Annotated in this window: 16 protein-coding genes; 10 read left to right on the forward strand and 6 right to left on the reverse strand. The window is 46.3% G+C overall.

What is annotated here, in order from left to right:
• The first annotated feature begins 200 nt into the window (after positions 1-200).
• Positions 201-2,270, forward strand: a complete 2,070-nt coding sequence (locus tag AAFP14_RS04735) for a serine/threonine-protein kinase (protein ID WP_341731159.1) — start codon at positions 201-203, stop codon at positions 2,268-2,270.
• Between the two features lie 72 nt (positions 2,271-2,342).
• On the opposite strand, the gene AAFP14_RS04740 is transcribed toward AAFP14_RS04735, so the two are convergent.
• The gene (locus AAFP14_RS04740) at positions 2,343-2,981 is read right to left on the reverse strand and encodes a transaldolase family protein (RefSeq protein ID WP_341731160.1); all 639 of its coding nucleotides are present in this window, start codon (positions 2,979-2,981) and stop codon (positions 2,343-2,345) included.
• 389 nt (positions 2,982-3,370) lie between these two features.
• Between AAFP14_RS04740 and AAFP14_RS04745 the strand changes: the two genes are divergently transcribed.
• From AAFP14_RS04745 to AAFP14_RS04760, 4 genes are all read left to right on the forward strand, one after another.
• Complete coding sequence (locus AAFP14_RS04745; protein WP_341731161.1) at positions 3,371-3,595, forward strand: hypothetical protein; 225 nt, start codon at positions 3,371-3,373, stop codon at positions 3,593-3,595.
• 39 nt (positions 3,596-3,634) lie between these two features.
• Complete coding sequence (locus tag AAFP14_RS04750) at positions 3,635-4,309, forward strand: aminotransferase class IV (RefSeq protein WP_341731162.1); 675 nt, start codon at positions 3,635-3,637, stop codon at positions 4,307-4,309.
• Between the two features lie 213 nt (positions 4,310-4,522).
• Complete coding sequence (locus AAFP14_RS04755) at positions 4,523-5,971, forward strand: anthranilate synthase component I (RefSeq protein ID WP_341731163.1); 1,449 nt, start codon at positions 4,523-4,525, stop codon at positions 5,969-5,971.
• A 111-nt stretch (positions 5,972-6,082) separates the two neighbouring features.
• Positions 6,083-7,090 carry a methyltransferase domain-containing protein gene (locus AAFP14_RS04760; RefSeq protein ID WP_341731164.1) on the forward strand — a complete coding sequence of 336 codons (1,008 nt, stop codon included), beginning with the start codon at positions 6,083-6,085 and terminating at the stop codon, positions 7,088-7,090.
• A 311-nt stretch (positions 7,091-7,401) separates the two neighbouring features.
• Here AAFP14_RS04760 and AAFP14_RS04765 read toward each other — a convergent pair whose 3' ends face one another.
• On the reverse strand, positions 7,402-8,562 hold the full coding sequence (locus AAFP14_RS04765; RefSeq protein WP_341731165.1) for a quinone-dependent dihydroorotate dehydrogenase: 1,161 nt from the start codon (positions 8,560-8,562) through the stop codon (positions 7,402-7,404).
• Positions 8,563-8,687: 125 nt separating this feature from the next.
• On the opposite strand from AAFP14_RS04765, the gene AAFP14_RS04770 reads away from it, so the two are divergent.
• Positions 8,688-11,627, forward strand: coding sequence for a sensor histidine kinase (locus AAFP14_RS04770; RefSeq protein WP_341731166.1), 2,940 nt, complete (start codon positions 8,688-8,690; stop codon positions 11,625-11,627).
• Between the two features lie 58 nt (positions 11,628-11,685).
• Here the strand turns inward: AAFP14_RS04770 and AAFP14_RS04775 are convergent, their stop codons facing one another.
• Entirely contained in the window at positions 11,686-13,101 is a 1,416-nt protein-coding gene (locus AAFP14_RS04775) for a hypothetical protein (RefSeq protein WP_341731167.1), read from the reverse strand.
• A 495-nt stretch (positions 13,102-13,596) separates the two neighbouring features.
• On the opposite strand from AAFP14_RS04775, the gene secA reads away from it, so the two are divergent.
• On the forward strand, positions 13,597-16,410 hold the full coding sequence (gene secA, locus AAFP14_RS04780) for a preprotein translocase subunit SecA (protein ID WP_341731168.1): 2,814 nt from the start codon (positions 13,597-13,599) through the stop codon (positions 16,408-16,410).
• A 230-nt stretch (positions 16,411-16,640) separates the two neighbouring features.
• On the opposite strand, the gene AAFP14_RS04785 is transcribed toward secA, so the two are convergent.
• Positions 16,641-16,934: a DUF3288 family protein gene (locus AAFP14_RS04785; protein ID WP_340517405.1), complete on the reverse strand. Its 294-nt coding sequence runs from the start codon at positions 16,932-16,934 to the stop codon at positions 16,641-16,643.
• A gap of 231 nt (positions 16,935-17,165) precedes the next feature.
• Between AAFP14_RS04785 and AAFP14_RS04790 the strand changes: the two genes are divergently transcribed.
• Positions 17,166-17,291 carry a hypothetical protein gene (locus AAFP14_RS04790; RefSeq protein ID WP_341731169.1) on the forward strand — a complete coding sequence of 42 codons (126 nt, stop codon included), beginning with the start codon at positions 17,166-17,168 and terminating at the stop codon, positions 17,289-17,291.
• Here AAFP14_RS04790 and AAFP14_RS04795 read toward each other — a convergent pair.
• Positions 17,266-19,395 (reverse strand): serine/threonine-protein kinase, encoded by a 2,130-nt coding sequence (locus AAFP14_RS04795; RefSeq protein ID WP_341731170.1) that lies wholly within the window; start codon positions 19,393-19,395, stop codon positions 17,266-17,268. The genes AAFP14_RS04790 and AAFP14_RS04795 overlap by 26 nt on opposite strands.
• Positions 19,396-19,842: 447 nt before the next feature.
• Here AAFP14_RS04795 and msrP point away from each other — a divergent pair, with 447 nt between their 5' ends.
• The gene (msrP, locus tag AAFP14_RS04800) at positions 19,843-20,826 is read left to right on the forward strand and encodes a protein-methionine-sulfoxide reductase catalytic subunit MsrP (RefSeq protein WP_341731171.1); all 984 of its coding nucleotides are present in this window, start codon (positions 19,843-19,845) and stop codon (positions 20,824-20,826) included.
• Positions 20,827-20,954: 128 nt separating this feature from the next.
• Positions 20,955-21,614 carry a Uma2 family endonuclease gene (locus AAFP14_RS04805; RefSeq protein ID WP_341731172.1) on the forward strand — a complete coding sequence of 220 codons (660 nt, stop codon included), beginning with the start codon at positions 20,955-20,957 and terminating at the stop codon, positions 21,612-21,614.
• Positions 21,615-21,675: 61 nt separating this feature from the next.
• Here the strand turns inward: AAFP14_RS04805 and miaA are convergent, their stop codons facing one another.
• On the reverse strand, positions 21,676-22,569 hold the full coding sequence (gene miaA, locus AAFP14_RS04810) for a tRNA (adenosine(37)-N6)-dimethylallyltransferase MiaA (protein WP_341731346.1): 894 nt from the start codon (positions 22,567-22,569) through the stop codon (positions 21,676-21,678).
• Positions 22,570-22,804: the final 235 nt, after the last annotated feature.

Genomic DNA, 22,804 nt, shown 5'->3' on the forward strand with positions numbered 1-22,804 from the left:
CAGTTTTTGTCGGTGTCTTCAACAAAAACAAACACAAAGCGCTGTCGTTGTGCGATCGCAATTTTAGATACCATCATGCTCAAAGATATTTCTGAAGAGTGTGTCATATTTGGATTCTCTCCAGATGTCAGAGAAAATCTGAATTGAAAGTATCAAGATGTTAAAGTAAACATTGATAAAGCAACCTCAACTAGGGTTATGTGGCTTCTGTGAGTTATTGCCTCAATCCCAAATGCCCGAATCCCTCCGATCCTGCCAATGCTGGTAAGTCCGCGTGTCTTCACTGCGGTTCAGAACTTTTGTTGCAAGGTAGATATCGCTTGGTCGCCCCTCTCGGAGGCGGCGGTTTTGGTAAAACTTTTGAAGTGGACGACAACGGCACCCGAAAAGTGCTCAAAGTCCTGCTCAAAGAACATCCCAAAGCTGTAGAACTTTTTAAGCAAGAAGCCGACGTATTGGTCAGGCTGAGACATCCCGGCATTCCGAAAGTAGAACGCGACGGTTATTTTACATTTTCCCCGGCTAACACCACGGAGTCTTTTCACTGTCTGATCATGGAGAAAATTGCCGGTGCTAATTTGCAGGACTGGCTGAAACATCGAGGTCGCCCGATTACTCAAGAACTCGCTGTTAATTGGTTGAAACAACTGTCGGAAATTTTAGATCTGGTTCACAGACTCAATTATTTTCACAGGGATATCAAGCCGCACAATATTATGTGCAAGCCAAACGGTCAGTTGGTGCTAATTGACTTCGGGACTGCTAGGGAAGTGTCGGCGACTTATTTCGCCAAAGTGGGTCAGGGTGGAAATGTGACAGGTATTGTTTCTCCTGGTTACACACCGCCGGAACAAACCAATGGTAAGGCCGTTCCCCAGTCAGATTTTTTTGCTCTGGGACGCACTTTTGTTTATTTACTGACGGGGAAACCACCGACGGCTTTTCCTGAGAATCCACGCACGGGTAAACTGATGTGGCGCAAAGGAGCACCTCAAGTTTCCGATGCTGTGGCGAATGTGATTGACTATTTGATGGCACCTTTTCCGGGAAATCGACCTCAAAGTCCACAGGTGGTTTTACAGTGCTTGGAAGAAATTAATCTGGATGAGGGGGAGCCTGAGTTGCCAACTCAGTTACCGACGACTGGTCAAACTAAAATTCGGGCGAATCCTGGCGTGTCTGGGATGACTAAGCAGAGTTCGGGAAATCGGCTCAGACCGCTGAGTTCTGGCTTGAAGAACTATGGCCCAAACAGGTTTGAGTGGAAAAACAAGTTGCTGGCGGGCGCTGCTGTGTTACTGGTGGCTGTGGGTGGCTCTCAAATTTACGGTTCCCTGCGTTATAAGGTGTTTCCGGCAAATCCCATGTGGCTGCTTTCTAGTTTGCCTAGCAGTCAGTTTTTGGAAAATAGTTTGGATAATGTCGGGAGTGTAAATAACATCGCCCTTTCTTCGGATGGTAGAACTTTGGTCACTGCCAGTTTTGGCACGATTAGAGTTTGGAATCTGAGGACGGGAGAGGTGGTGCGGACGCTCAATCAAGTGCATTCTAAAAAATCGGTGAATGCTCTGGCAGTGAGTCCCAATGGCGAAATTTTAGCTAGTGGTGGCGACGATAATAATGTGATTTTGTGGGATTTAAAAAACGGTCGGCGGATGCTGACAATTCCCGCTCACAGCCGTGGGGTGAAGGCGCTCGCTTTCAGCCGAGACGGTCAGACTATGGCTAGTGCTAGTGATGATAAAACTGTTCGCTTGTGGAATGTGAGAACGGGAAGTAGGTTGTTGACTTTGATTGGTCACGGGGGAGAAGTAAATGCGATCGCCTTTAGCCCAGACGGTCAAACTTTGGCTAGCGGTAGCGAAGACAAGACTGTACGTTTGTGGAGTGTCAAAAGCGGAGATGTTAGAAGAATTCTCGCCGGTCATGGGCGGGCTGTGAATGCGGTGGCTTTTAGCCCCAATGGGCAAGTTGTGGCTAGTGGTAGCAGTGACAATACTATCCGTTTGTGGAACGCGCAAAATGGGAAACGGACTGGCACTCTGGAAGGGCATGAAAGTTGGGTCAGGGCGATCGCTTTTAGCCCCGATAACCGCTCTTTAATCAGTGGTGGTGCGGATATTATAGTTTGGGATGTTAAGACTGGAAAAGAAAGAAGCACTCTTTCTGGTCACAGTCAGTTTGTGAATTCTATTGCGATTAGTAAAAATAGCAAAAACTTAGTCAGTGGTAGTCCCGATCGCACGATTAAGATTTGGCGAATTCCTTAGTCAGTTGTTAGTTGTTGGGGGAAATTTACCTGTGGGTAGGTTGGTTTAGGTTTTGAGAAACTGTCAACGAGATTACGAAACAATTCCGCGCCCATTTTTGGCAAATTCATCAACAGTTTGCTGTGACAATTCATGAAGGGCGATCGCTTGCAATACATCCAAAGGCAATGTCAAATGATGGGCACCAGCTAATAAAGTCTGCACCGCTTCTTCCGGCGATTTAATGCTAGCTGCCAAAATTTCAGTATTAGTGTTTTTCAAGACATTTGCCATGTCCCTGACTAGGGCAAAACCGTCTCCCAAAAGTCTGGTGGCGCGATTCACATAGGCGATCGCATATTTTGCCCCCGCGGCTGCTGACACAACTGCTTGGGATGGGCTGTAAATAGCTGTCACCGCGCAAGGAATTTCCGGTGATAGGTGTGCTACTGCTTGGAAACCGGGGATGGTGGCGGGAATTTTTAAGACTGTTTGCTGTCCAATTAATTCAAAAGCTGCTTTTCCTTCTGCTACCATCCCATCAAAATCAGATGCTGTTAGCTGATAATACAATTCCCCTGGAATGATTTGTGCCAGTTCTTGTAGCGTCACTGCTGGAGAGAAATTGCTTTTTGCCAAAAGTGTAGGATTGGTAGTAATTCCCCCTACCCATCCCCACTGACTGGCTAACTGGGCTTCTGTTATAATTGCGGTATCAACATAAATTGCCATTGTTTCTACACCTTAAATTTACTATTTTAGAGAGACGGAGTGTCAGTGGGATAATAAGTTTACCAAAATTATCGTGGAATTATATTCCTAGGGTTTTAGCATACCAGCTCTGGGAGCATATTACCATTAGGTAATCATCAAACTTTAGTTATTTTAGCTACATATAGCAATCCTCGCATCATTTGTGAATTTCTTACTCCCTCCCCTTCATAAGGTCCGGGTTGGGGTGGGGTAAAAACTTTACGACTCGTGCAAGGACTGCTATAGCTACATAAAACAGGGAAATAGGGATTTTTTTTAAATTAAATAACATCGCCAAATGCCGGATACACATAGTTGGCATTTGTAGTAGGGCTTAGATATCGAATAAGTCAAGGAAGTGAGTCAAAATGAGCCACAAACAGAATCAGCCTCCATTGGGGCTAGGAACATCTGCTAAAAAGGCGGACTTGGAACAATCAATAGTAACTGCGGAAGAATTGCCTGTGAATGTGAAATCTAAAACTGCATCTCAAGTATTTGGGAGTCATGGTGAAGACCGTTTAAAGGCTCTAGCCCGCTTGATGATGGTCAGTTTCACTTGGTCCATGGCAGAACTGTCTCAACGCAAGTAAAATTAATATGGGTTGAGTAACTTATTCACGATCGTGTAAATGCTTGAACAACTGCCAAATTTTGAATTGTTGGAATCGCTTTTGTGGCAACCAAATCAGGGGTATTTATTACTAAATAGACATCTTGAAAGATTAGAGCGATCGGCTGAATATTTTAAGTTTAATCTATCATTAGCAGAAGTGTACAAATCCTTACAAGCATTAACTATTAGCTTGGGGAATATTGAAAAAAAAGTAAGATTAACAGTATCTAGGGATGGTAGACTAACCTTACAAGCTCAGACCCTAGAGCGTGGTATCTTAAAAATTGGTGCATCTGTGGGAATTGCCAGAAAGCCGATCGATTCTCAAATCCCCTTTTTGTACCATAAGACAACTTACCGCTTACCTTATACAATAGCTCTGGAGTCACAACCCGAATATCAGGATGTGTTGCTATGGAACGAACAAGGAGAGATGACTGAATCAACGATCGCCAATATGGCGATCGAAACTCCCACAGGCTTAATCACACCTCCTGTGCAGTGTGGTTTATTACCAGGAACATTCAGAGCTCAAATGCTTGCTGAAGGAAAAATCCGAGAACAGTCGATAACCTTAGAGGATTTGTGCCACACGGAGACTTTATTTCTGATGAACTCTGTTCGAGGCTGGATGAGGCTCAAAAAAGAGCAAAATCTAGATGTTTGGAAAGTCAATCGATTTGAATTTTAGCGGATTTGAGATAATATCGAGAATTGATAATTGGTAATTGGTAATTGGTTATTGGTTATTGGTTATTGGTTATTCCCCCTTGGGGGGGTGGGGGGCAGGGGGGGTTCCCCATTACCCATTACCTAATACCCACCTCACTGAGAAAGGGTATAACTCTATATTAATTTTGGTAAGTAACCAATAAAATCATGTCAGTATATTAGAATCATAATTATGACATCAATAAAACCTTGGCATTGGCGAAAGCTTCCCCTAAATCAACGTAGTGGATCGGAGATTTTTCAGGCTTTATTTTTGATTGGTAAAACCGCAGACTCTACAGACTCAATCTCGGATTTACGGCATCAAGATATGGCGGTTCTACTAGAAAGTCCTGTTAAATCTACGAGTAACTTGGCACGATATTCTATTTGTGCGGGTTCTCCGCGGATAATTGATGGTGAATCTCAACTATGGACACCGCCTGTAGGTGAAATTTTACCTTTTTTACGGGTGCTTCTCCACAATCAAAAGCAAAATTTAGAATTGAATGTGCCGCCGTCGATTCCTTTTAGTGGGGGTTGGTTGGGATGGCTTGGTTATGATTTAGCATGGGAAATTGAGCAACTACCCCAAATTAATCCAGATCCGCTGCCTTTCCCGGTTAGTTGTTGGTATGAACCAGCATCTTTTGCTGTCTTAGATCATCAAGAACAATGTCTCTGGTTAGCGGCAAGTGAAAATTCTGAACTTGATGTTATGGAGCATTGTCTAGAGCAAATAGCAGAAACCAAAATACATAAAAATTCAGCTAAGGAGCAAAATAATCCTGGGATTTATAATTTAGGATTGTCTAAACATGAGTATGAAGAAATAGTAAAAACTGCTCAGAAATATATTGAAGCTGGTGATATTTTTCAAGCTAATTTGTCGGTAAGGTTTGAAGCTAGTACGGCTTGTGATAGTTGGTCTATCTATCGCGCTTTGCAGCAGATTAATCCTTCTCCTTTTGCGAGTTATTGGCAAACTCCTTGGGGTGATATTGTTAGTTGTTCGCCGGAAAGACTGGTGCAATTATCAGGTAATAAAGTTGATACCAGACCGATCGCCGGAACGAGGCCGCGGGGTTTAACTGCAATTCAAGACGAACAGTTAGCCCGGGATTTAGTAGAGAATGTCAAGGAAATAGCCGAACATATTATGCTGGTGGATTTAGAGCGTAATGATATCGGGAGAGTGTGTGAATGGGGGTCTGTACAAGTTAATGAGTTTCTGACGGTTGAGCGCTATAGTCATGTGATGCACCTGGTTAGTAATGTGATTGGTAGATTAAGAGCAGATTGTGATGCGATCGACTTAATTCGAGCTGTATTTCCGGGCGGTACGATTACGGGTTGTCCGAAGGTGCGTTGTCTGGAAATTATTGAAGAGTTGGAACCAGTAAAACGTAGTTTGTTTTATGGTTCCTGTGGTTATTTGGACTGGCGGGGAAATTTGGACTTAAATATTTTGATTCGCACTCTTTTATATGCGCCAAAAAGTGATGGTAGTTCGGGGGGAATTGTTTGGGGACAGGTGGGTGCGGGTATTGTGGCTGATAGTGATCCTGAAAGGGAATGGCAGGAGTCGCTGCAAAAGGCGCAAGCTCAACTTAATGCTTTGAAATTAGCGGAAAGATTTTAGCAGGGACTGGGGGGCGATGGGGAATCCCAGAACTAATCTCAAACTGTTGGCTGGATGCCTAAGTCCCGATCGTGGGATAAAATTGTTAAAAAATATTAAGGCTCGATCGCAATGAGTTTGGTTTTTTCGGGGCTGGGACTTCTGTTGGCTGTAGTGGCGCTGGGCGTTACATTGTATCTGATCACGGCTCGCCGTTATCAATCATCTAGTTCTGTGGCTAATTCCTACGATCAATGGACTGAAGACGGTATTTTGGAGTTTTACTGGGGCGAACACATCCATTTAGGTCATTACGGTGCGCCGCCACAGAGGAAGGATTTTCTGGAGGCAAAATCGGACTTTGTGCATGAAATGGTGCGCTGGGGGGGTTTAGATCGATCGCCGCGGGGTACTACTGTGTTGGATGTGGGCTGCGGAATTGGGGGTAGCAGCCGCATTTTGGCGCGGGATTATGGCTTTAAGGTTACAGGGATTACGATCAGTCCCCAACAGGTTAAACGCGCTCAGGAGTTGACTGCACCGGAACTTGAGGTAGAGTTTCAGGTGGATGATGCAATGGCGCTGTCGTTTCCCGATGCAAGTTTTGATGTTGTTTGGTCAATAGAAGCCGGGCCGCATATGCCGGACAAAGCGATTTTTGCCAGGGAGTTGATGAGGGTGCTCAAACCTGGTGGCTTGCTGGTGGTTGCTGACTGGAATCAAAGGGATGACAGACAAAAGCCGCTGAATTTTTGGGAGAAACCTGTGATGCAGCAACTGTTGGATCAGTGGTCTCATCCTGCATTTTCTAGCATTGAAGGCTTTGCGGAACTTTTGGCTGCGACGGGATTTGTAGAAGGTGAAGTGGTAACAGCAGATTGGACTGAACCAACTCTTCCTTCTTGGGTGGATTCTATCTGGCAAGGAGTGGCTAAACCTGAAGGATTGGTGCGTTTTGGTTTATCTGGTTTGATTAAATCTGTGCGCGAAGTACCGACGCTGTTGCTGATGCGGCTGGCCTTTGGCACGGGGCTGTGTCGGTTTGGGATGTTCCGGGCTGTGCGAGCTCGATCGGTGTCAGGATTAAGAGAGGGGGCTTGGAGCAAAGGCGATCGAGAATACTCTCCCAGGGGTGTCTAAATCCTTGAGCTAGACAGGCGGGAATCCCCTTGTTACTCACAAGGTCTTCAGCAGTCTGTTCTAATTCTAGGGGTAGCTTTTGGCAACTTCTTCGATAGTCTGGCTATGTATCCAACATTTAAAAAATGCCAAGGAAAGCAATCTATTCAATACTCTCAAAATGTAAAAGTCTTGAGTAATTGTGAGATTAAATTTCCTGGCAAGCTGGGCACTATCAATGCTAAAATCCATCGGGATATTGAAGGTAAAGTCAAAACTGTGACTATATCTAAAAATCCTGATGGCAGATACTTCGCGTCGATAAGGCATTTTTATTTGTGCCCGCAACCCACGGCTTCCGAAATAGAATTAAATCCGGCGGCTTCTAACTTTTTGAGCAATCCTTGGAGAATCCGCCGCACCATCCAAGGTCCTTCGTAAACCCAACCTGTGTAAACTTGAATTAAACTTGCTCCGGCTGCAATCTTTTCCCAAGCATCGTCAGCGGTGAAGATGCCGCCGACTCCTACAATGGGCAATTCTCCTTGAGTTTGCTCCCAGATAAATCGGATGATTTGTGTCGATCGCTCTTGTACTGGAAGGCCGCTAATTCCACCTGGTTCTTCGCTAATTGGTTTGCCTGTTTCGGGCAAGATTTGGGTTTTTAATCCGTCGCGCCGGATGGTGGTGTTTGTGGCGATAATTCCTGCTAGTTGGTAGGTTTTTGCTAAGTCGAGGATGGATGCGATCGCCTCCCATTCTAAATCCGGGGCAATCTTGACTAAAATAGGTTTAATGCCCTGATTTTGTTGTTGCAAAAGGTCTAAGATGGTGCTGAGCCCAGCGGCATCTTGGAGCGATCGCAATCCAGGAGTATTGGGGGAAGAAACATTCACTACAAAATAGTCTCCCCAATCAACGAGCAGCTTAAAACTCTCCAAATAGTCTATTGATGCCTGCTCTAAGGGTGTTACCTTAGATTTACCGAGATTAATCCCCAAGGGGAATGGGGAGTCAGGGCTGGGGTATGAGTGGTCTAATTTCCGCCCGTTGTATGCAGCCTGAAAGCGGGAAGCCATTGCTTGAGCGCCTTGATTGTTAAATCCCATGCGATTGAGGGCTGCACTGTCGTCTGTCAAGCGAAACAAGCGAGGCTGGGGGTTTCCGGGCTGTGGTTGCCAAGTAACCGTGCCGAGTTCGGCAAAACCAAACCCAAATTTTGTCCAGATGTTAGCAGCTACGCCATTTTTATCAAATCCGGCGGCTAAGCCCACAGGGTTTTGGAAGTTCAATCCCCAAAGTGATTGTTCTAGGCGGGAATCTTGCAGTCGAAAAGATTGCTGGAATTGGTCTAAAATTCGACTGGTTGCGGGGTTAGACTGGGTGCGATCGGCTAATTCGAGAATTTGCAGGGTGCGGTTGTGTAGCCATTCGGCATCGGCTTTAAATAGGGAAAACAAAAGTGGTCGCAGGCCAAATTGATAAATATCCAATGACTTATCCTAGATAATTAAATAAGAAAAAATAATTTTGACAATTTAGATTATAGTGGATGGTCTTGCCAATTTTATTTTAATTCTTAATTTTGATTTTGACAAAGTTTTGGGGGCGCTTGGAAATGAACCACCAGCAAAGACCGAAGGATTTAGACCAACAAATTGTGCATTTAGAGCGAGTGCTCCAAACTCTGCGAGAAGATGAGAATGTGGAGGTGCTGCTTGGGACAACTCTCTCATACTTGCAAGCAGAATTCGACTGGCGATTAATTTGGATCGGATTGTACGATCGCGCTGGGCATAGACTGTTCGGCAAAGGTGGAATGACGCCTAACGGTGACTTGTCTTTTCTGAAACAGCGATTTATTTTGAATCCGGGAGATTTGCTAGAACAAGTTGTAATTCAGCTTCGGCCTGTGGTAGTGCCGGATTTGCGGGAGGAAAATAGAGCGGGAGAATGGCGTTCCTGGGCTCAAAATTTCAATATTCAAGGGGCAATTTTGTTTCCGCTGCGTTATAAAGACCGATGTTATGGGGTAATTTTGCTGGGGACTGATGAGTGGGGAAGCTCGCTTTCGTCGGCGGAAAAAACGCAACTGACGATTGTATTTGGAGCGTTAGCAACAGCTCTTTATCAAATAGAAAAAGACTGGCAGCGCACTTTGACCAAGCGGCCGGATGAGTCACTGATCGGACTGATTTCGCAGTTGCGGGAATTGCGATCGCTAGACCAATATTTGCAAACAGTGGTCGAACAAAGCCATGAATTTATCGAGCCGACAAGGACTAATGTTTATTGGTTCGAGCGAGAGCGGCGCTATTTTTGGCGGAGAGTCAGCAATCGCCAAGTGGCTCCGGGTTTGGGCGGGCTCAACCGACCGGCTTCTGGTATCACTGTCCAAGATTTGGGAGGGTTTTATCAGGCTTTGGCAAAGGAACAAATCGTGTGGATCGGAGAATCCCATAGTTCTCTCAAAAGCGAACTTACCGGGCGGTTGATGCAGCAAATTCGGGCGCGATCGCTCCTGGCGGCACCAATTGTGTTAGAGGGGGAGTTGCTGGGATTTCTGGCTGTGGAAGCGAGCGAACCGCGGATTTGGCAAGAACATGAAAAAAATTATCTGCGGGGAGTGGGGCAGTTGGTGGCTCTGACGGTGCCGTTGTCGGAGATGGAAGGGCGGATTCAGCAAACGGAGATCGATCGAGATTTAACGGCGGGGATAGCTCGCGCCATCTACAGTGATGCCGACTGGGAAACGACTCTCAAAAATACGGCTGCTCAACTTTGTGGGCGGCTCAACTGCGAATACTTTCTGCTGCTGCTGTACCAGGCCGAATTGGATCGGTATGAAATTGTGTGCCAAAATCTGCCCCGTCACCGTAGAGCAGTGCCATCACCGCTTAAGGCTCTTGACTTGGTGGATTTACGGCTGCTGGAGAACAGTGTGGATACAGTGGCAATTGAAAATTGGGAGGAAGACGGGCGATTGGGGGCTTGGCGGGAAGTGCTGACAGAAGCGGGTGTACGCTCGCTGTTGGCTCTGAGTACGCGGGGGAAAAAGTCGCAGGCTAGAAGTTCCAGGGCCGAAGCAGAACACCCGCAGCTCCAATCTCCCATCTCCAATTCTCATTCGATAGAGGGTTTGCTGGTTGTCGGGCACAGTGCTACTCGTAATTGGAGTCGATCGGAGCGAGAATTAGTTCAAGTAGTCAGTCAACAGCTAGGGCTGATACTGCATCAGTGGCAGCAGAGTTCGGAACTGGATAAGTATCAAAAATTCTACCGAGGACTCAAATTAGGCTTAGCTGCTTTAGAAACTCCCCAGGAATACTCTCCCGAACAGATATCGACTTCATCACCGCCGATTTTGCCAGACTTGCCGCGACAAAAACTAGAGTACAACTTTGCTCAATACGTTGCCCAGACTGTTTCGTGTCCTTTAGTGGCGGTAATTACTTGGAATTCTCACCAAGAGGAAGCTTTGATTGTGACGGTGGCGGCGAATCCGGTATTTGCCCTCAATCCCGAAGCAGCGATTCCCGTTAAAACGGATTTTTTGATTCAACAAGTTGTGGCTGCTGGGGGGGTGGTGCAACACAGTATGAGTGAATTGCCGCTGGCGACTAAGCGGTGGCTACGGAGTCCGGGTATTGGGGAGATGATGGCGGTGGCGCTGCGGACTGCGCCGGAACACGAGCCGATGGGTATATTATTGGTGGCGGATGCTGGGGGGCGTCGGTGGTCGGAGTTATCAGTGAATTTACTGGACCAGATGGCTTCTCATTTGGCTTGGTGGCGTCGGTATTTGGCGGTGCAGTCTGTGTGTTCGTTGCAGCGATCGGATCTGGAGTTGCTCAATTGGTATAAGCAGCGGCGTTTTGAGGAGTTTTACCGGATTGTGGGAACGGGGGTGAAGGAGTTGGGGGAGTTGAGTCAGTCGATTTTGCAGTCTGGGAAAGAACAAAAGGATGCTCTCAAAAGTTTGCGCTACCAGCAGGTTTTGCGTCAGATTGGTAATGCTTTGGGGTCGATTCATTTGGTTTTGAAACAGGAACAGTGGCGGCCGCAATTTGCAGTGGATGTAGTGCCTGTGGCTGCTTGGTTGAAGCGATCGCTCGATCGGGCTGCTCCTGCGATCAAGCAGTTAGAAATTTTGTTGGAAGTCAACCGGGAGACGTCGGTTTCGCTACCACCGGGTAAGACTTTGGGCGTTCGGGGGGACAGCATCAAGCTGGATTTGGTGCTGTGGGAATTGCTGGCGGCTGCTTGTCGGCGATCGTCCGTTGGGGGGAAAATTGAGGTTCGCTATCAGATTGTCGCGGCCGATTTGCTGGAGTTGTCTGTGAGCGATCGCGGTGGGTTCGATCCACAATTAATTGCTATCTTCAATGGTATGTCTGCGCCGAATATTTTAGGTGATGCTAATTTTAATCAGCCGATGTTTCAAGTTTTATTGAGTTGTCAGCGGGCGGTGCGGTTGATGGGGGGAAATCTGTCTATGGAAATTTTAGATCGTAATTTGGTTGTAGCTCGGTTGGTATTACCGCTGGCTAGTCTTTAAGATCGATGTTCGCTGTCTGAGAAATTTCTGAGTTGGATCTGCTCGATCGCCCTTTTTGCTACTTTTTGGGTTTCGTCCGCCACGCTGTGATGCCTGCTGCCAAAAGGGCGATCGTGCCACTGAGCAAAAATGAAAATACAAAGGGATGCCACAGGATTAAGGGTGCGGGAACGTGATTTTGTTCTAGAGTCTCGAACAGTTTGTCTGTGCCGCTAGAGGCACAGATGCCACCTGCTGCTATACCGACTCCGATCGCCTGAACTTTGCTTTCTATGCGATCGTCTCGATTTTTCTCTGCTTTTTCCCTGTTGCGGAGTTCGATTTCCTGGGCGCGATCGTTCCTGGCTTGTTCTATTTCTACTATCCCTCTAATAGATGCGATCGCCTGTTCGATTAAACTGGTTCCGTGTCGGAAATATCCTAAGTCCCCTGCTATTTGCGATCGCATCTGAGGCGCATTTTTTATACTAAAATTATTTAATATCGATAGTTCTTCCTTATCGCTTTCAATCATAACACATATTTTCTGCAAAATCTCACTATAATTGTAAAGATTTATAGCAATTGTATTATCAAAATCTGCAAGTTTCCGCAGCAAGCGAGTATAAGTTACAGATTTGCAGAATAGTTGCTTTAACTGTTCCTGCAATTCTTGCAATTGGGAAGAACTTAATACAGTATCCTGGGCAAATTGCTGCTGCAAAACCTCCATATTTTTCTCAATGGTGCGGTATTCGGCATCAAGTTCCTGGTAAATCGGGCGGCTGTCTTGAAAAGCCTTAATAATTTTGTGTCTGTGAAATAATAGGTTAAATATTTCCTGTTGGCAAGTGTTAAAATCTGCATCAGTTTGTTTGTCGCCCAGGAGCCAGACAAAGAGGTGTTGGGGATGGGGAAGATCGGTAAGTGAACCGTATTCAAAAATCGGACTACCAAACAGTTTACCCGATCGGTAAAAACTAGGGGGAGAATCGCCGGAAAATAAAGAATCGCGACATTTATCAGCCAGGGGTTTGAGGGAATCTAAATTATCGGGTAAGTTTGGTTCGGTAAGCCATGCAGTAACAATCAGAGTTTGACCTAAAAAATTGTCATCCCCGGTGATGAGTAAAGCTTGATTGGGGTTAAACTTTTCAATAAAACTGACATCTAAATTATTAGCAGTGCCATCTTCCCGGCAACCGATATTTAAACAGACAGCATAGCTATCTTGAATTTGTCGAGGTTGGGCAAAACCTTCGATCAAGGGATTGCGGGTATTAAAAGGGAGGGAAGTATCGGACAGTAAATCGGCACAGTAGCGGTGAGAATGGGTGGGGAAAACCAGATGGGGTGTAAGTTTTTCATAACTATAGGTAAATTTGGCCAAAATCTGCTCGCATTTTTGCCACAGAGGATTATCGCTGCCCTGGCTGTCATGATAAAGTTGGAAAGCGTATAAGTAAACGTTGGGTGCAGAAATGCGATCGCTCATGTTAAATAGGTTCTTGACGTTGTTATATAAGGATGTTTTGCTATTTGGTAATTACAACTGCTTGATTGTTGACTGTTCTTTACTCCTGACATCTACAGATAAAAACCTAGATTTTAGGTTACTGCTAAGATTATAGGCGGCCCCATCCGCGAATCGGTTACATCCCCACCGGGGATGTAAGCTAGTTTTTTCGGTAAAGGGACTACAAAATTTTCCCCGACATCTCAAAAAAACACAAGCCGTCCCAGAAGCAGGGGGCAGAAGCAGGGGGCAACAGACGCAGTTTATCGGTAATTGCATTGATTTTGTTCAAGGGAGATGAAAGACTCTGCAACGCAGTGATGGCAGGATGGAACAACAAACCGATCGCCCGTGACGGCCACAGAGCAGAGCCAATGGTTGCTACAATCGGAAAAGGTAAATACTGTGGGTAATACTCCAGTCCCTAAAGCTGAAAGCTACTAGCTAAATTATTAAAAATCTGCCTCTGTTGCCATGTTTAAAAATCTGCTCGGCGATCCCAACGCACGCAAGCTTAGAAAATTTCAGCCTTGGGTAGCTGATATCACAATCTTAGAAGAAGAAATCCGCGCCCTAACAGACGAGGAACTCAGAGGCAAAACCGCTGAGTTTAAACAACGTCTGGCGAAAGCTAAGTCTCTCAACGACGAAAAAGAGATTCTAGACGAAATCTTGCCAGAAGCTTTTGCGGTGGTGCGGGAAGCGGGACAGCGAGTTTTAGGAATGCGCCACTTTGATGTGCAACTCCTGGGCGGCATCATCCTGCACAAAGGTCAAATTGCCGAAATGAAAACCGGCGAAGGAAAAACTCTGGTAGCGACACTGCCGGCGTACCTCAACGCCCTCAACGGCAAAGGGGTACACATCATCACCGTCAACGATTATCTCGCGAGGCGGGACGCGGAATGGATGGGGCAGGTGCACCGGTTCCTGGGATTGACTGTGGGACTGATTCAGCAGGGCATGGATCAGGGGGAACGAAAGAAAAACTATAACTGTGATATCACCTACGCGACGAACAGCGAGGTGGGCTTTGACTATTTGCGGGATAACATGGCTACTGTCATGGAAGAGGTAGTGCAGCGTCCTTTTAATTTCTGCGTGATTGACGAAGTGGACTCGGTGCTAATCGATGAAGCCCGGACACCTCTGATTATTTCCGGCCAAGTGGAGCGCCCCAGCGAGAAGTACATCCGGGCCTCGGAGGTAGCGGCCGCCCTGAGAAAGGAAAATGAAGAACATTACGAAGTTGACGAAAAGGCTCGGAATGTGCTATTGACGGATGAAGGATTTGGGGAAGCTGAGCGGTTGTTGGGAGTTACGGATTTGTACGATCCGGCAGATCCTTGGGCGCATTATATTTTTAATGCGATTAAGGCGAAGGAATTGTTTATCAAGGATGTCAACTACATCGTCCGTGAGAATGAGGTGGTGATTGTTGATGAGTTTACCGGGCGGGTGATGCCGGGACGGCGCTGGAGTGATGGTTTGCATCAGGCGATCGAAGCGAAGGAACGGGCGGAAATTCAGCCGGAAACTCAGACGTTGGCGACGATTACCTATCAAAATTTCTTTTTGCTTTATCCGAAGCTGTCGGGGATGACTGGGACGGCGAAGACGGAAGAGGCGGAGTTTGGCAAGATTTATAATCTGGAAGTGACGCTGATTCCGACAAACCGGATTCCTAGCCGTAAAGACCTGTCGGATATGGTTTACAAAACGGAAAATGGTAAGTGGAATGCTATAGCCCAAGAATGCGCGGAAATGCACGGCCAAGGCCGCCCGGTGCTAGTGGGTACTACGAGTATCGAAAAGTCGGAATTGCTGTCGAGGTTGCTGACGGAACTGAGGATTCCTCACAACTTGCTGAATGCCAAACCAGAAAATGTGGAACGAGAGTCGGAAATCATTGCTCAAGCCGGACGCAAGGGTGCGGTGACGATCGCCACTAACATGGCTGGCCGCGGTACTGATATTATTTTGGGGGGGAATTCCGAGTATATGGGGCGGTTGAAATTGCGGGAGTATTTGATGCCCCGGATTGTGAGGCCCGATGATGAGGAAGGATTTGTACCCGTACAAGTGCCGGGTATTAGTGGCCGGCCCGCTGCTCAAGGTTTTGCTCCCACTAAGAAAAAGATGAAGTCTTGGAAGGCTTCAGCGCAGATTTTCCCGACAGAAATCTCGAAAAATGCCGAACAAATGTTGAAGGTGGCGGTGGATTTGGCTGTCAAGGAATACGGGGAGCGATCGCTCTCGGAATTGGAAGCAGATGATAAAATCGCTGTAGCTTCGGAAAAAGCGCCCACCAACGACCCAGTAATTCAAAAACTGCGGGAAGTTTACAAATTAATTCGCAGCGAATACGATGCTTTTACCAGCACCGAACATGATGAAGTGGTCAACTTCGGAGGCCTCCACGTCATCGGTACAGAACGCCACGAATCCCGGCGGATTGACAATCAGTTGCGCGGCCGCGCGGGACGCCAGGGAGACCCTGGTTCTACGCGGTTTTTCTTGAGTTTGGAAGATAATTTGCTGCGGATTTTCGGTGGGGAACGGGTGGCTGGTTTGATGAAAGCTTTTGGGGTAGAGGAAGATATGCCGATCGAATCGGGAATGCTAACTCGTTCCTTAGAAGGCGCCCAGAAAAAAGTTGAAACCTACTATTATGACATCCGCAAACAGGTATTTGAGTACGACGAAGTGATGAACAATCAACGTCGAGCCATCTATGCTGAACGCCGTCGGGTATTAGAAGGTTTGGACTCCAAGGAACAGGTGATTAAGTATGCAGAACAGACAATGGACGACATTGTGGGAGCATACATCAATCCCGATTTACCTTCGGAAGAGTGGGAACTAGAAAAACTGGTCAGCAAGGTGAAGGAATTTGTTTATTTGCTAGCTGACATGACACCGGATCAACTAGAAGATTTGTCAGTAGAAGAAATTAAGACTTTCCTCCACGAACAAGTTCGCAATGCTTACGATATGAAAGAATCGGAAGTGAATGCAATCCGAGCTGATTTGATGCGAGATGCGGAACGGTTCTTTATTTTGCAACAAATTGACACTTTGTGGCGAGAACATTTGCAACAAATGGATGCTTTGCGCGAGTCTGTCGGGCTGCGCGGTTACGGGCAAAAAGACCCGTTAATCGAGTACAAAACAGAAGGTTACGAGCTGTTTTTGGATATGATGACGGATATTCGCCGCAACGTGGTTTATTCGCTGTTCCAGTTCCAGCCACAGCCAGCCATGCAAGTTTCGACAGAGATGGTTTGAAAATAGTTAATGGTTGACTGTTGACACTTTTTGCTCGTTCCCAGACAGAGCCTGGGAACGCAGATCCGGAGGCAGAGCCTCCTCTTTTGCTCCCCCAAGGGAGGCAGAGCAAGAGTGATATTGGTTCCCAGGCTCTGTCTGGGAACCAGTTAATTTTATGGATTTTTTGTTACGGATTGCTGGCTGCAAACATTAATGCAGTTGGTTAAAAGTCTCAAGGAAATTTGAGATTAAACCCAATCTTCTTGGTCGCTTTTTTGTTTCCTATAAACTTCACCTTGGGCGTGAATTTTTCGGGTTTGTTCGTAAAGAGTTTCTGGTGTAAGATTCCATTTTTGCAGGACTTTTTCTAAGTCTTTTTGGATATCTCTAGCACCAGGAAAGCCGCGGTAACGAATTTTGAGTCTGGCTAATTCTGATAAATTGTAGTCGGTTGCTTCAGAGGTTAATAAAGTATCGACTGTAGCGCGATCGCGTCGATATTGGGGATGCTGTTGATCTTGAGTCTTTTCTATGGAATCCATACTAAGTAAGTGGGTACAAATAAACATTACATAGGAGCGGGCGGGTTTAGGAGATTATTAGTTTTAGGCTATTATGGTTGGTAAAACCCGCCCCTAAAATTCATGTTTTTCTATTATTGGTTTTTTGCGTTTAATATCAAATCCTATCTTCATCGGAATTATTCAGATCTCTATTCTCGGACTCTGTGTCCTCTGTGTTCTCTGCGGTAAAATAATTCCGATCCAACGTTAATGAATAATTATAACCAGAGTCCCGACTTCGCAGCAGAAGTCGGGACTCTCAAAAAACAGCGTTTTACTGAAGGGATTCTAACTCCGAGCGATCGCACAATCAAGGAGAAAGCCGCCACACCTTAATCGTGTCATCAAAACTACCACTGACGAGAGTTTGATCTTGAGGATTAAAAGCCAATTCTACCCAAGTAGCATGACCTTTAAGCGTACCAGTCATTTCGCCAGTATTCGTCTGCCACAGCTTGATAGTGCCACTCAAGTCGCTGCTGGCCAACTTGTCACCATTGGGACTAAAAGCTAGAGACTGAATTCGATCGGCATGGCCAATCAAAGTCCGCAATAAAGAACCCTTGGGCTGTAGAGAATCATGACTTACTTTGATTTTCCAACTAAAATCATGAGACTCAAGGCGATCGGAATTGTCTGTAAAATTCGGTAACTGAGAATCCCCAGGTAAAGGAGACTCATGATTAGGACTAATGTCCCACAACTTCACAGTCTTGTCCCAACTACCACTGGCGAGAGTTTGACCGTCGGGGCTGATAACAAGAGACCAAACGGCGTCAGAATGGCCAATTATAGTCTGTTTCAATTCACCAGTCTGGGAGTTCCAAAGCTTGATAGTACCATCGCTGTTGCCAGTAGCTAGAGTTTGGCGATCGGGACTGAAAGCCACCGACTGTACCCGATCCGAAAGCCCTTTAAAAGCTTCTAACTCAACAGCGTCGTCTACTTGCCACAATTTCAAAGTTTTGTCCTTACCGACACTGGCAATTACCGTACCATCGGGACTGAAAGCCACGGAGAACACGCCATCTTTGTGTCCTTCCCAACTCCGAATCAACTTGCCGGTGTAGAGATTCCACAATTTAATTGTATTATCAGCACCGCCGCTGGCGATCGTCCGGCCATCAGGACTAACAGCCACGGACCACACCGGGCCGGAATGTCCGGCTAAAACCTTGAGCACTTTGCCGTGACGCTTGTGCAGGAGGCGAATTGTCCCGTCGTTATTACCACTGACTATGGCGCGGCCGTTGGGGGTGACAGCCACTGCCCAAACGGGGTTTTGGTCAAGAGTAGTCAGAGTTCGCACCGCCACAGGTTCTGGTGATGTCTGAGGCTGGAAATCGGACATGGGCGGGGGATTGAACCGAATTTCAGGAATAGTAGCAGGTTCTTGATAAGTGAAAGCCTGGGGCTGGGGAGACTGGAAACGAGAACCCAGAACCAGGGATAGCAAGCCGACAACCGCCCCAGCCCAAGCGGCTAAAGTCCACTGTGGCTGGCCCAGAATCAGATCCATCGATGCCGGGCCATGTTTGATGTCTTGGAGAATTGCCGAGGCTGTGGGATAGCGTTTCGAGGTTTCGCGCTGTACCATGCGATCGAGAATGCGGCCTAGTCTTGCCGAAACCGGCACTTTCAAATAATGTCGCCAGGCCCAGGTATCTGCTTTGATATCAAACAAATCAAAGGGTGACATTCCCGTTAGCAAATGAATGCAGGTGATGCCTAAACTATAGATATCGCTGCTGGGAATAGCTTGACCTTGAATTTGTTCTGGGGCTGCGTATTCAGCAGCACCGATGGCTGTGGCTGTTTTGAGCGGGCCGCTGTTAGCGGGAATTGCTGAGCCGAAATCGACTAAAGCTAGACCTCCGAGACTTTCCTTTTCTCCCAAAGCTGTCACTGCTTGAGGGGATTTCCGGTGAATAATAATATTGGATGGTTTGATATCTCGGTGAATCAGTTGATGGTCGTGAACAAATTGCAGTACGGGCAACAATTCGCTCAGGATATACCAAATGTGAATTTCTTTAAAAACACCTTTTTCCAAGAGTTGGGTGGCCAAATTGCGACCTTCGATGTATTCTTGTACCAAATACTGGCGGGAGTCGAGTTCAAAAGATGCCAGTAGTTGTGGTATTTGGGGATGTTTTCCCAACTCATCTATGGCCCAGTCTGGGGCGCGAAATGTGGGATTTGGTAGTTTTTGACCGTCAGCGACTGTTTCGGCCCCGAAAAATTGTTGAATTACGCAACGGGGTTGGGAAGGTTGGTCTTCATCTACTGCTAAAAAGGTGCGGGTTGTGAGACTTTCACCTAGGGTGTGAAAGACTCGGTAGCGCCCTTTTAGTAGCAAATTCGAGCCGCAACTTTGGCATACTGTAGCGCGATCGAGATTTTGGGGGTGAGGACAATGGGAATTGATGCAGTAACTCATTTGTCTTTCCGCTGGAGACCCCCATCAGACTCTGGTTAGTGGGGGAGGAAAGCGGGGCGGTGGGTGCCGCTTCCTGTGGGCAAATTAAATGATTGCAATATTTGTTCTATGATAATTGTTTCCCAGATTTTAGCCACTCTTGCCAAGGTCGATCGCGCGTAAAATATTATTACTGACCGCAAGCTGCTGGGCTAGAGTCGCCAGATTCATCCCTAGGCTCAAATCGTCAATCTCCCACCTCAAATCCCTTGAGTTTCCTGTGAGGGCTGTTTAATATGTCGATCGCGCCCTGGTTGTGAAATTGTTGGGTTTTAGTAACATTACGTTATAATTTATTTGTGATTTGGCCGCGAAATAGTCGCTTCTTGGCGCTGTGTTCGCTGAAGACTGCTGGATAACTTGTTGAATATTCTCGAACCAGTAACTACTAAATTTTAACTATTACTTATGCCGTTGATTCGTATTCCAAAATCCTGGGAAATTCTCGATCGAGAAATTACTCCAGAAAGCGTCTTTCTCAACCGTCGCCGGTTTATGACCAATTTAATTGGAGTCGGTGTCAGTGCTTCACTCCTGCCACTTGCGGGCTGCAAGAGCAATTCTGGATCGAATACAGCTTTGGAACAAACAGCAACTCAAGCATATTCCGGCTTAACCCGCAATGGAGCTTTCGCTAAAGTCGATCGGGCAATTACAGACGAAGCCCTAGCGACAAAATACAATAACTTTTATGAATACGGCGGCACAAAATCTATTTGGGAAGCAGCCCAAGCCTTACCCACCGAAAACTGGAAAGTAGAAGTTACAGGTTTAGTAAAAAATCCTCGAATTTATGACATTGACCAACTCTCCAAAAAATTCCCCCTCGAAGAAAGAGTCTATCGATTTCGCTGCGTAGAAGCGTGGGCGATGGTAGTTCCCTGGGTAGGATTTCCGATGAAATTGCTGATGGCTGATGTCGAACCCACATCCAAGGCAAAATTTGTTCGCTTCACATCTTTTTACGACCCCAAAATTACTCCCGGTCCCGGTTTGATGTCGCAATTTTATCCTTGGCCTTATACCGAAGGTATGCGAATCGAAGAAATGGCGAACGATTTAGCCTTTTTTGCCACAGGTTTGTACGGCAGAAAACTACCAAAACAAAATGGCGCGCCACTGCGGCAAGTAATTCCTTGGAAATACGGTTTTAAGGGTGCAAAATCCATTGTTAAAATTGAATTTGTGGAGAAACAGCCAGCGACTTTTTGGAATACAATAGGTCCGAATGAATACGGTTTTGAAGCAAATGTCAATCCCGATAAACCACACCCAAGATGGTCACAAGCTAGCGAAAGAATAGTAGGGCCTGGTAACAGTTGGTCGTGGGAAACTCGCCCGACTTTGCCCTATAACGGCTACGGAGAATATGTTGCCAGTTTGTACAGTTAACTGACGGAAAATCCCTCGTTCCTAGGCTCTGCCTGGGAACGCAGATCCGGAGGCTCTGCCTCCCTATTCCCGCAAGGCAGAGCCTGGGAACGATAAAAAAATTGATGAAGCTACCAAGGAATTGTTAAATGGTAACAACAACATCAACTCCCGTCGAACAGCAAGTTACCCCAGAAAACCGAGTAGTTTTAAAAGGTGTCAGTTGGTCAACTTTTAAAGCATTGCTGGCAGATGTTGGGGACGATAGAGCTTGGAGAATTGCTTACGATAGAGGAGTATTAGAAATCAGGATGCCACTGGAAGAACACGAAGAACCCAAACGACTGATAGAAAGCTTTGTGGAAGCTATTGTAGATGAGCTGGAAATTGAACTTAGAAGTCTCGGTTCTCTGACTATCGAACGAGAAGATTTAACTCGCGCTGTGGAACCAGATTCCTGTTTCTATATTCAAAATGAATATTTAGTTAGAGGCCGAAATATCAATTTACCAAATGACCCGCCACCTGATTTAGCAATAGAGTCGGATTACACGAATTCTTCTGTTAATAAAGATGCCATATATGCTGCTATTGGGGTTCCAGAACTTTGGAGATATCGGCGACAATCTCTGCAAGTTTATCAACTTGTGGAGGGGAAATATGAAAAGTGCGATCGCAGTTTAGCTTTTCCGTTTTTACCTGTTGCCGAAATTCCGGGTTTCATCGAACAAAGCAGAACTATCGGACAGCGTTCGGCTGTGCGTTTGTTTCGGCAAAGAATTAGAGAAATTTTGCAGAGTCAAAAATAACACTTACTCTCTCCTTACATCCTTCTCTGCGTTCTCTGCGCCCTCTGCGGTAAAAAAATCCTTATTGTTCGCAAAACTCTGCAACTCTCTGCCAAACTCGATCGCACAAATCGGGTTTACTAACATCAAACCATTCAATTTCAGGATAAGCTCGAAACCAAGTCCGCTGACGCTTCGCAAATTGCCGCGTGTGCAAAACCGTTAATTCCTTGGCTTCCTTTAGGGTAATGTCGCCCGCCAAATATTGTTTGATTTCTTGATATCCCAAAGTATTTAGTAAGGGCAAATCGCAGCCGTATTTGTGACACAAATATTCAACTTCATCAATCCAACCGGATTCTAACATTTGATTAGTACGCTGTTCTATTCGTTTGGTCAAAATTGCCATGTCGCAATCCAAGCCAATTTGCAAGATAGGATAACTTGGAGGATTTTCGCCCTGCTGTTCGGAAATAGAGCGCCCAGTCACATAAAATACTTCTAGTGCTCTTAAAGTTCTGACTGGATCGTTGAGGTGAATTTTCTCAGCAGCAGATGGATCGACTTGCTTTAGCATCTGGTAACATTGGGGTTGACCGAGTTCGATCAGTTGCGATCGCAATTCTGGCATGGGTGCAACTCTGGGAATTTTCAAACCGCGCACGATCGACTTAATATATAAACCTGTCCCTCCCACCAACAACAGCGGAACATCGTAAGCCATGATTAACTTTTGAGCTTGCTGCTGGTACTCTGCCAGTGTTAGGGTTTCCCTCGGATCGCAAATGTCAATTAAGTGATGTGGTACCGAAGTGCGATCGACCTTTGTGGGTTTGGCAGTCCCGATGTCAAATTCGCGGTACACTTGACGAGAGTCTGCACTCAAAATGGGCGATCGCAACCGCGAAGCCACAGCCACAGCCACTCCCGACTTCCCCGTCGCCGTCGCACCACAAATCGTAATTAATTTAGACATAGAGCCTCCTTCTGGGTGCAGGCAGACTTGTTCAATTGCTGAAACCATTGATTTGATTTAATTTCCCTGATTCCTTGTTCCTGGTTGCTTCTTCCATAGCTTACTTGCTGGCGGGCGATCGCACTCAACTCTCCTAGCTGACCACAAAAAGTCCGCCCCGCTCCAAGCTATCCATCCCCTCAATAAATTTCCATTCAGAATGCCCTAGCATCGCCATTAAGGGTTTTGTGCTATA

Source organism: Microcoleus sp. EPA2 (genome assembly GCA_020882975.1).
Classification (GTDB): domain Bacteria; phylum Cyanobacteriota; class Cyanobacteriia; order Cyanobacteriales; family Microcoleaceae; genus Microcoleus.

Excerpts from the sequence above, each read along its gene's own strand:
- AAFP14_RS04740 (WP_341731160.1), bottom strand. The coding sequence starts at position 2,981 with ATGGCAATTTATGTTGATACCGCAATTATAACAGAAGCCCAGTTAGCC.
- AAFP14_RS04745 (WP_341731161.1), top strand. The coding sequence starts at position 3,371 with ATGAGCCACAAACAGAATCAGCCTCCATTGGGGCTAGGAACATCTGCT.
- AAFP14_RS04750 (WP_341731162.1), top strand. The coding sequence starts at position 3,635 with ATGCTTGAACAACTGCCAAATTTTGAATTGTTGGAATCGCTTTTGTGG.
- AAFP14_RS04755 (WP_341731163.1), top strand. The coding sequence starts at position 4,523 with ATGACATCAATAAAACCTTGGCATTGGCGAAAGCTTCCCCTAAATCAA.
- AAFP14_RS04760 (WP_341731164.1), top strand. The coding sequence starts at position 6,083 with ATGAGTTTGGTTTTTTCGGGGCTGGGACTTCTGTTGGCTGTAGTGGCG.
- AAFP14_RS04770 (WP_341731166.1), top strand. The coding sequence starts at position 8,688 with ATGAACCACCAGCAAAGACCGAAGGATTTAGACCAACAAATTGTGCAT.
- AAFP14_RS04775 (WP_341731167.1), bottom strand. The coding sequence starts at position 13,101 with ATGAGCGATCGCATTTCTGCACCCAACGTTTACTTATACGCTTTCCAA.
- secA (WP_341731168.1), top strand. The coding sequence starts at position 13,597 with ATGTTTAAAAATCTGCTCGGCGATCCCAACGCACGCAAGCTTAGAAAA.
- AAFP14_RS04785 (WP_340517405.1), bottom strand. The coding sequence starts at position 16,934 with ATGGATTCCATAGAAAAGACTCAAGATCAACAGCATCCCCAATATCGA.
- AAFP14_RS04790 (WP_341731169.1), top strand. The coding sequence starts at position 17,166 with ATGAATAATTATAACCAGAGTCCCGACTTCGCAGCAGAAGTCGGGACT.
- AAFP14_RS04795 (WP_341731170.1), bottom strand. The coding sequence starts at position 19,395 with ATGAGTTACTGCATCAATTCCCATTGTCCTCACCCCCAAAATCTCGAT.
- msrP (WP_341731171.1), top strand. The coding sequence starts at position 19,843 with ATGCCGTTGATTCGTATTCCAAAATCCTGGGAAATTCTCGATCGAGAA.
- AAFP14_RS04805 (WP_341731172.1), top strand. The coding sequence starts at position 20,955 with ATGGTAACAACAACATCAACTCCCGTCGAACAGCAAGTTACCCCAGAA.
- miaA (WP_341731346.1), bottom strand. The coding sequence starts at position 22,569 with ATGTCTAAATTAATTACGATTTGTGGTGCGACGGCGACGGGGAAGTCG.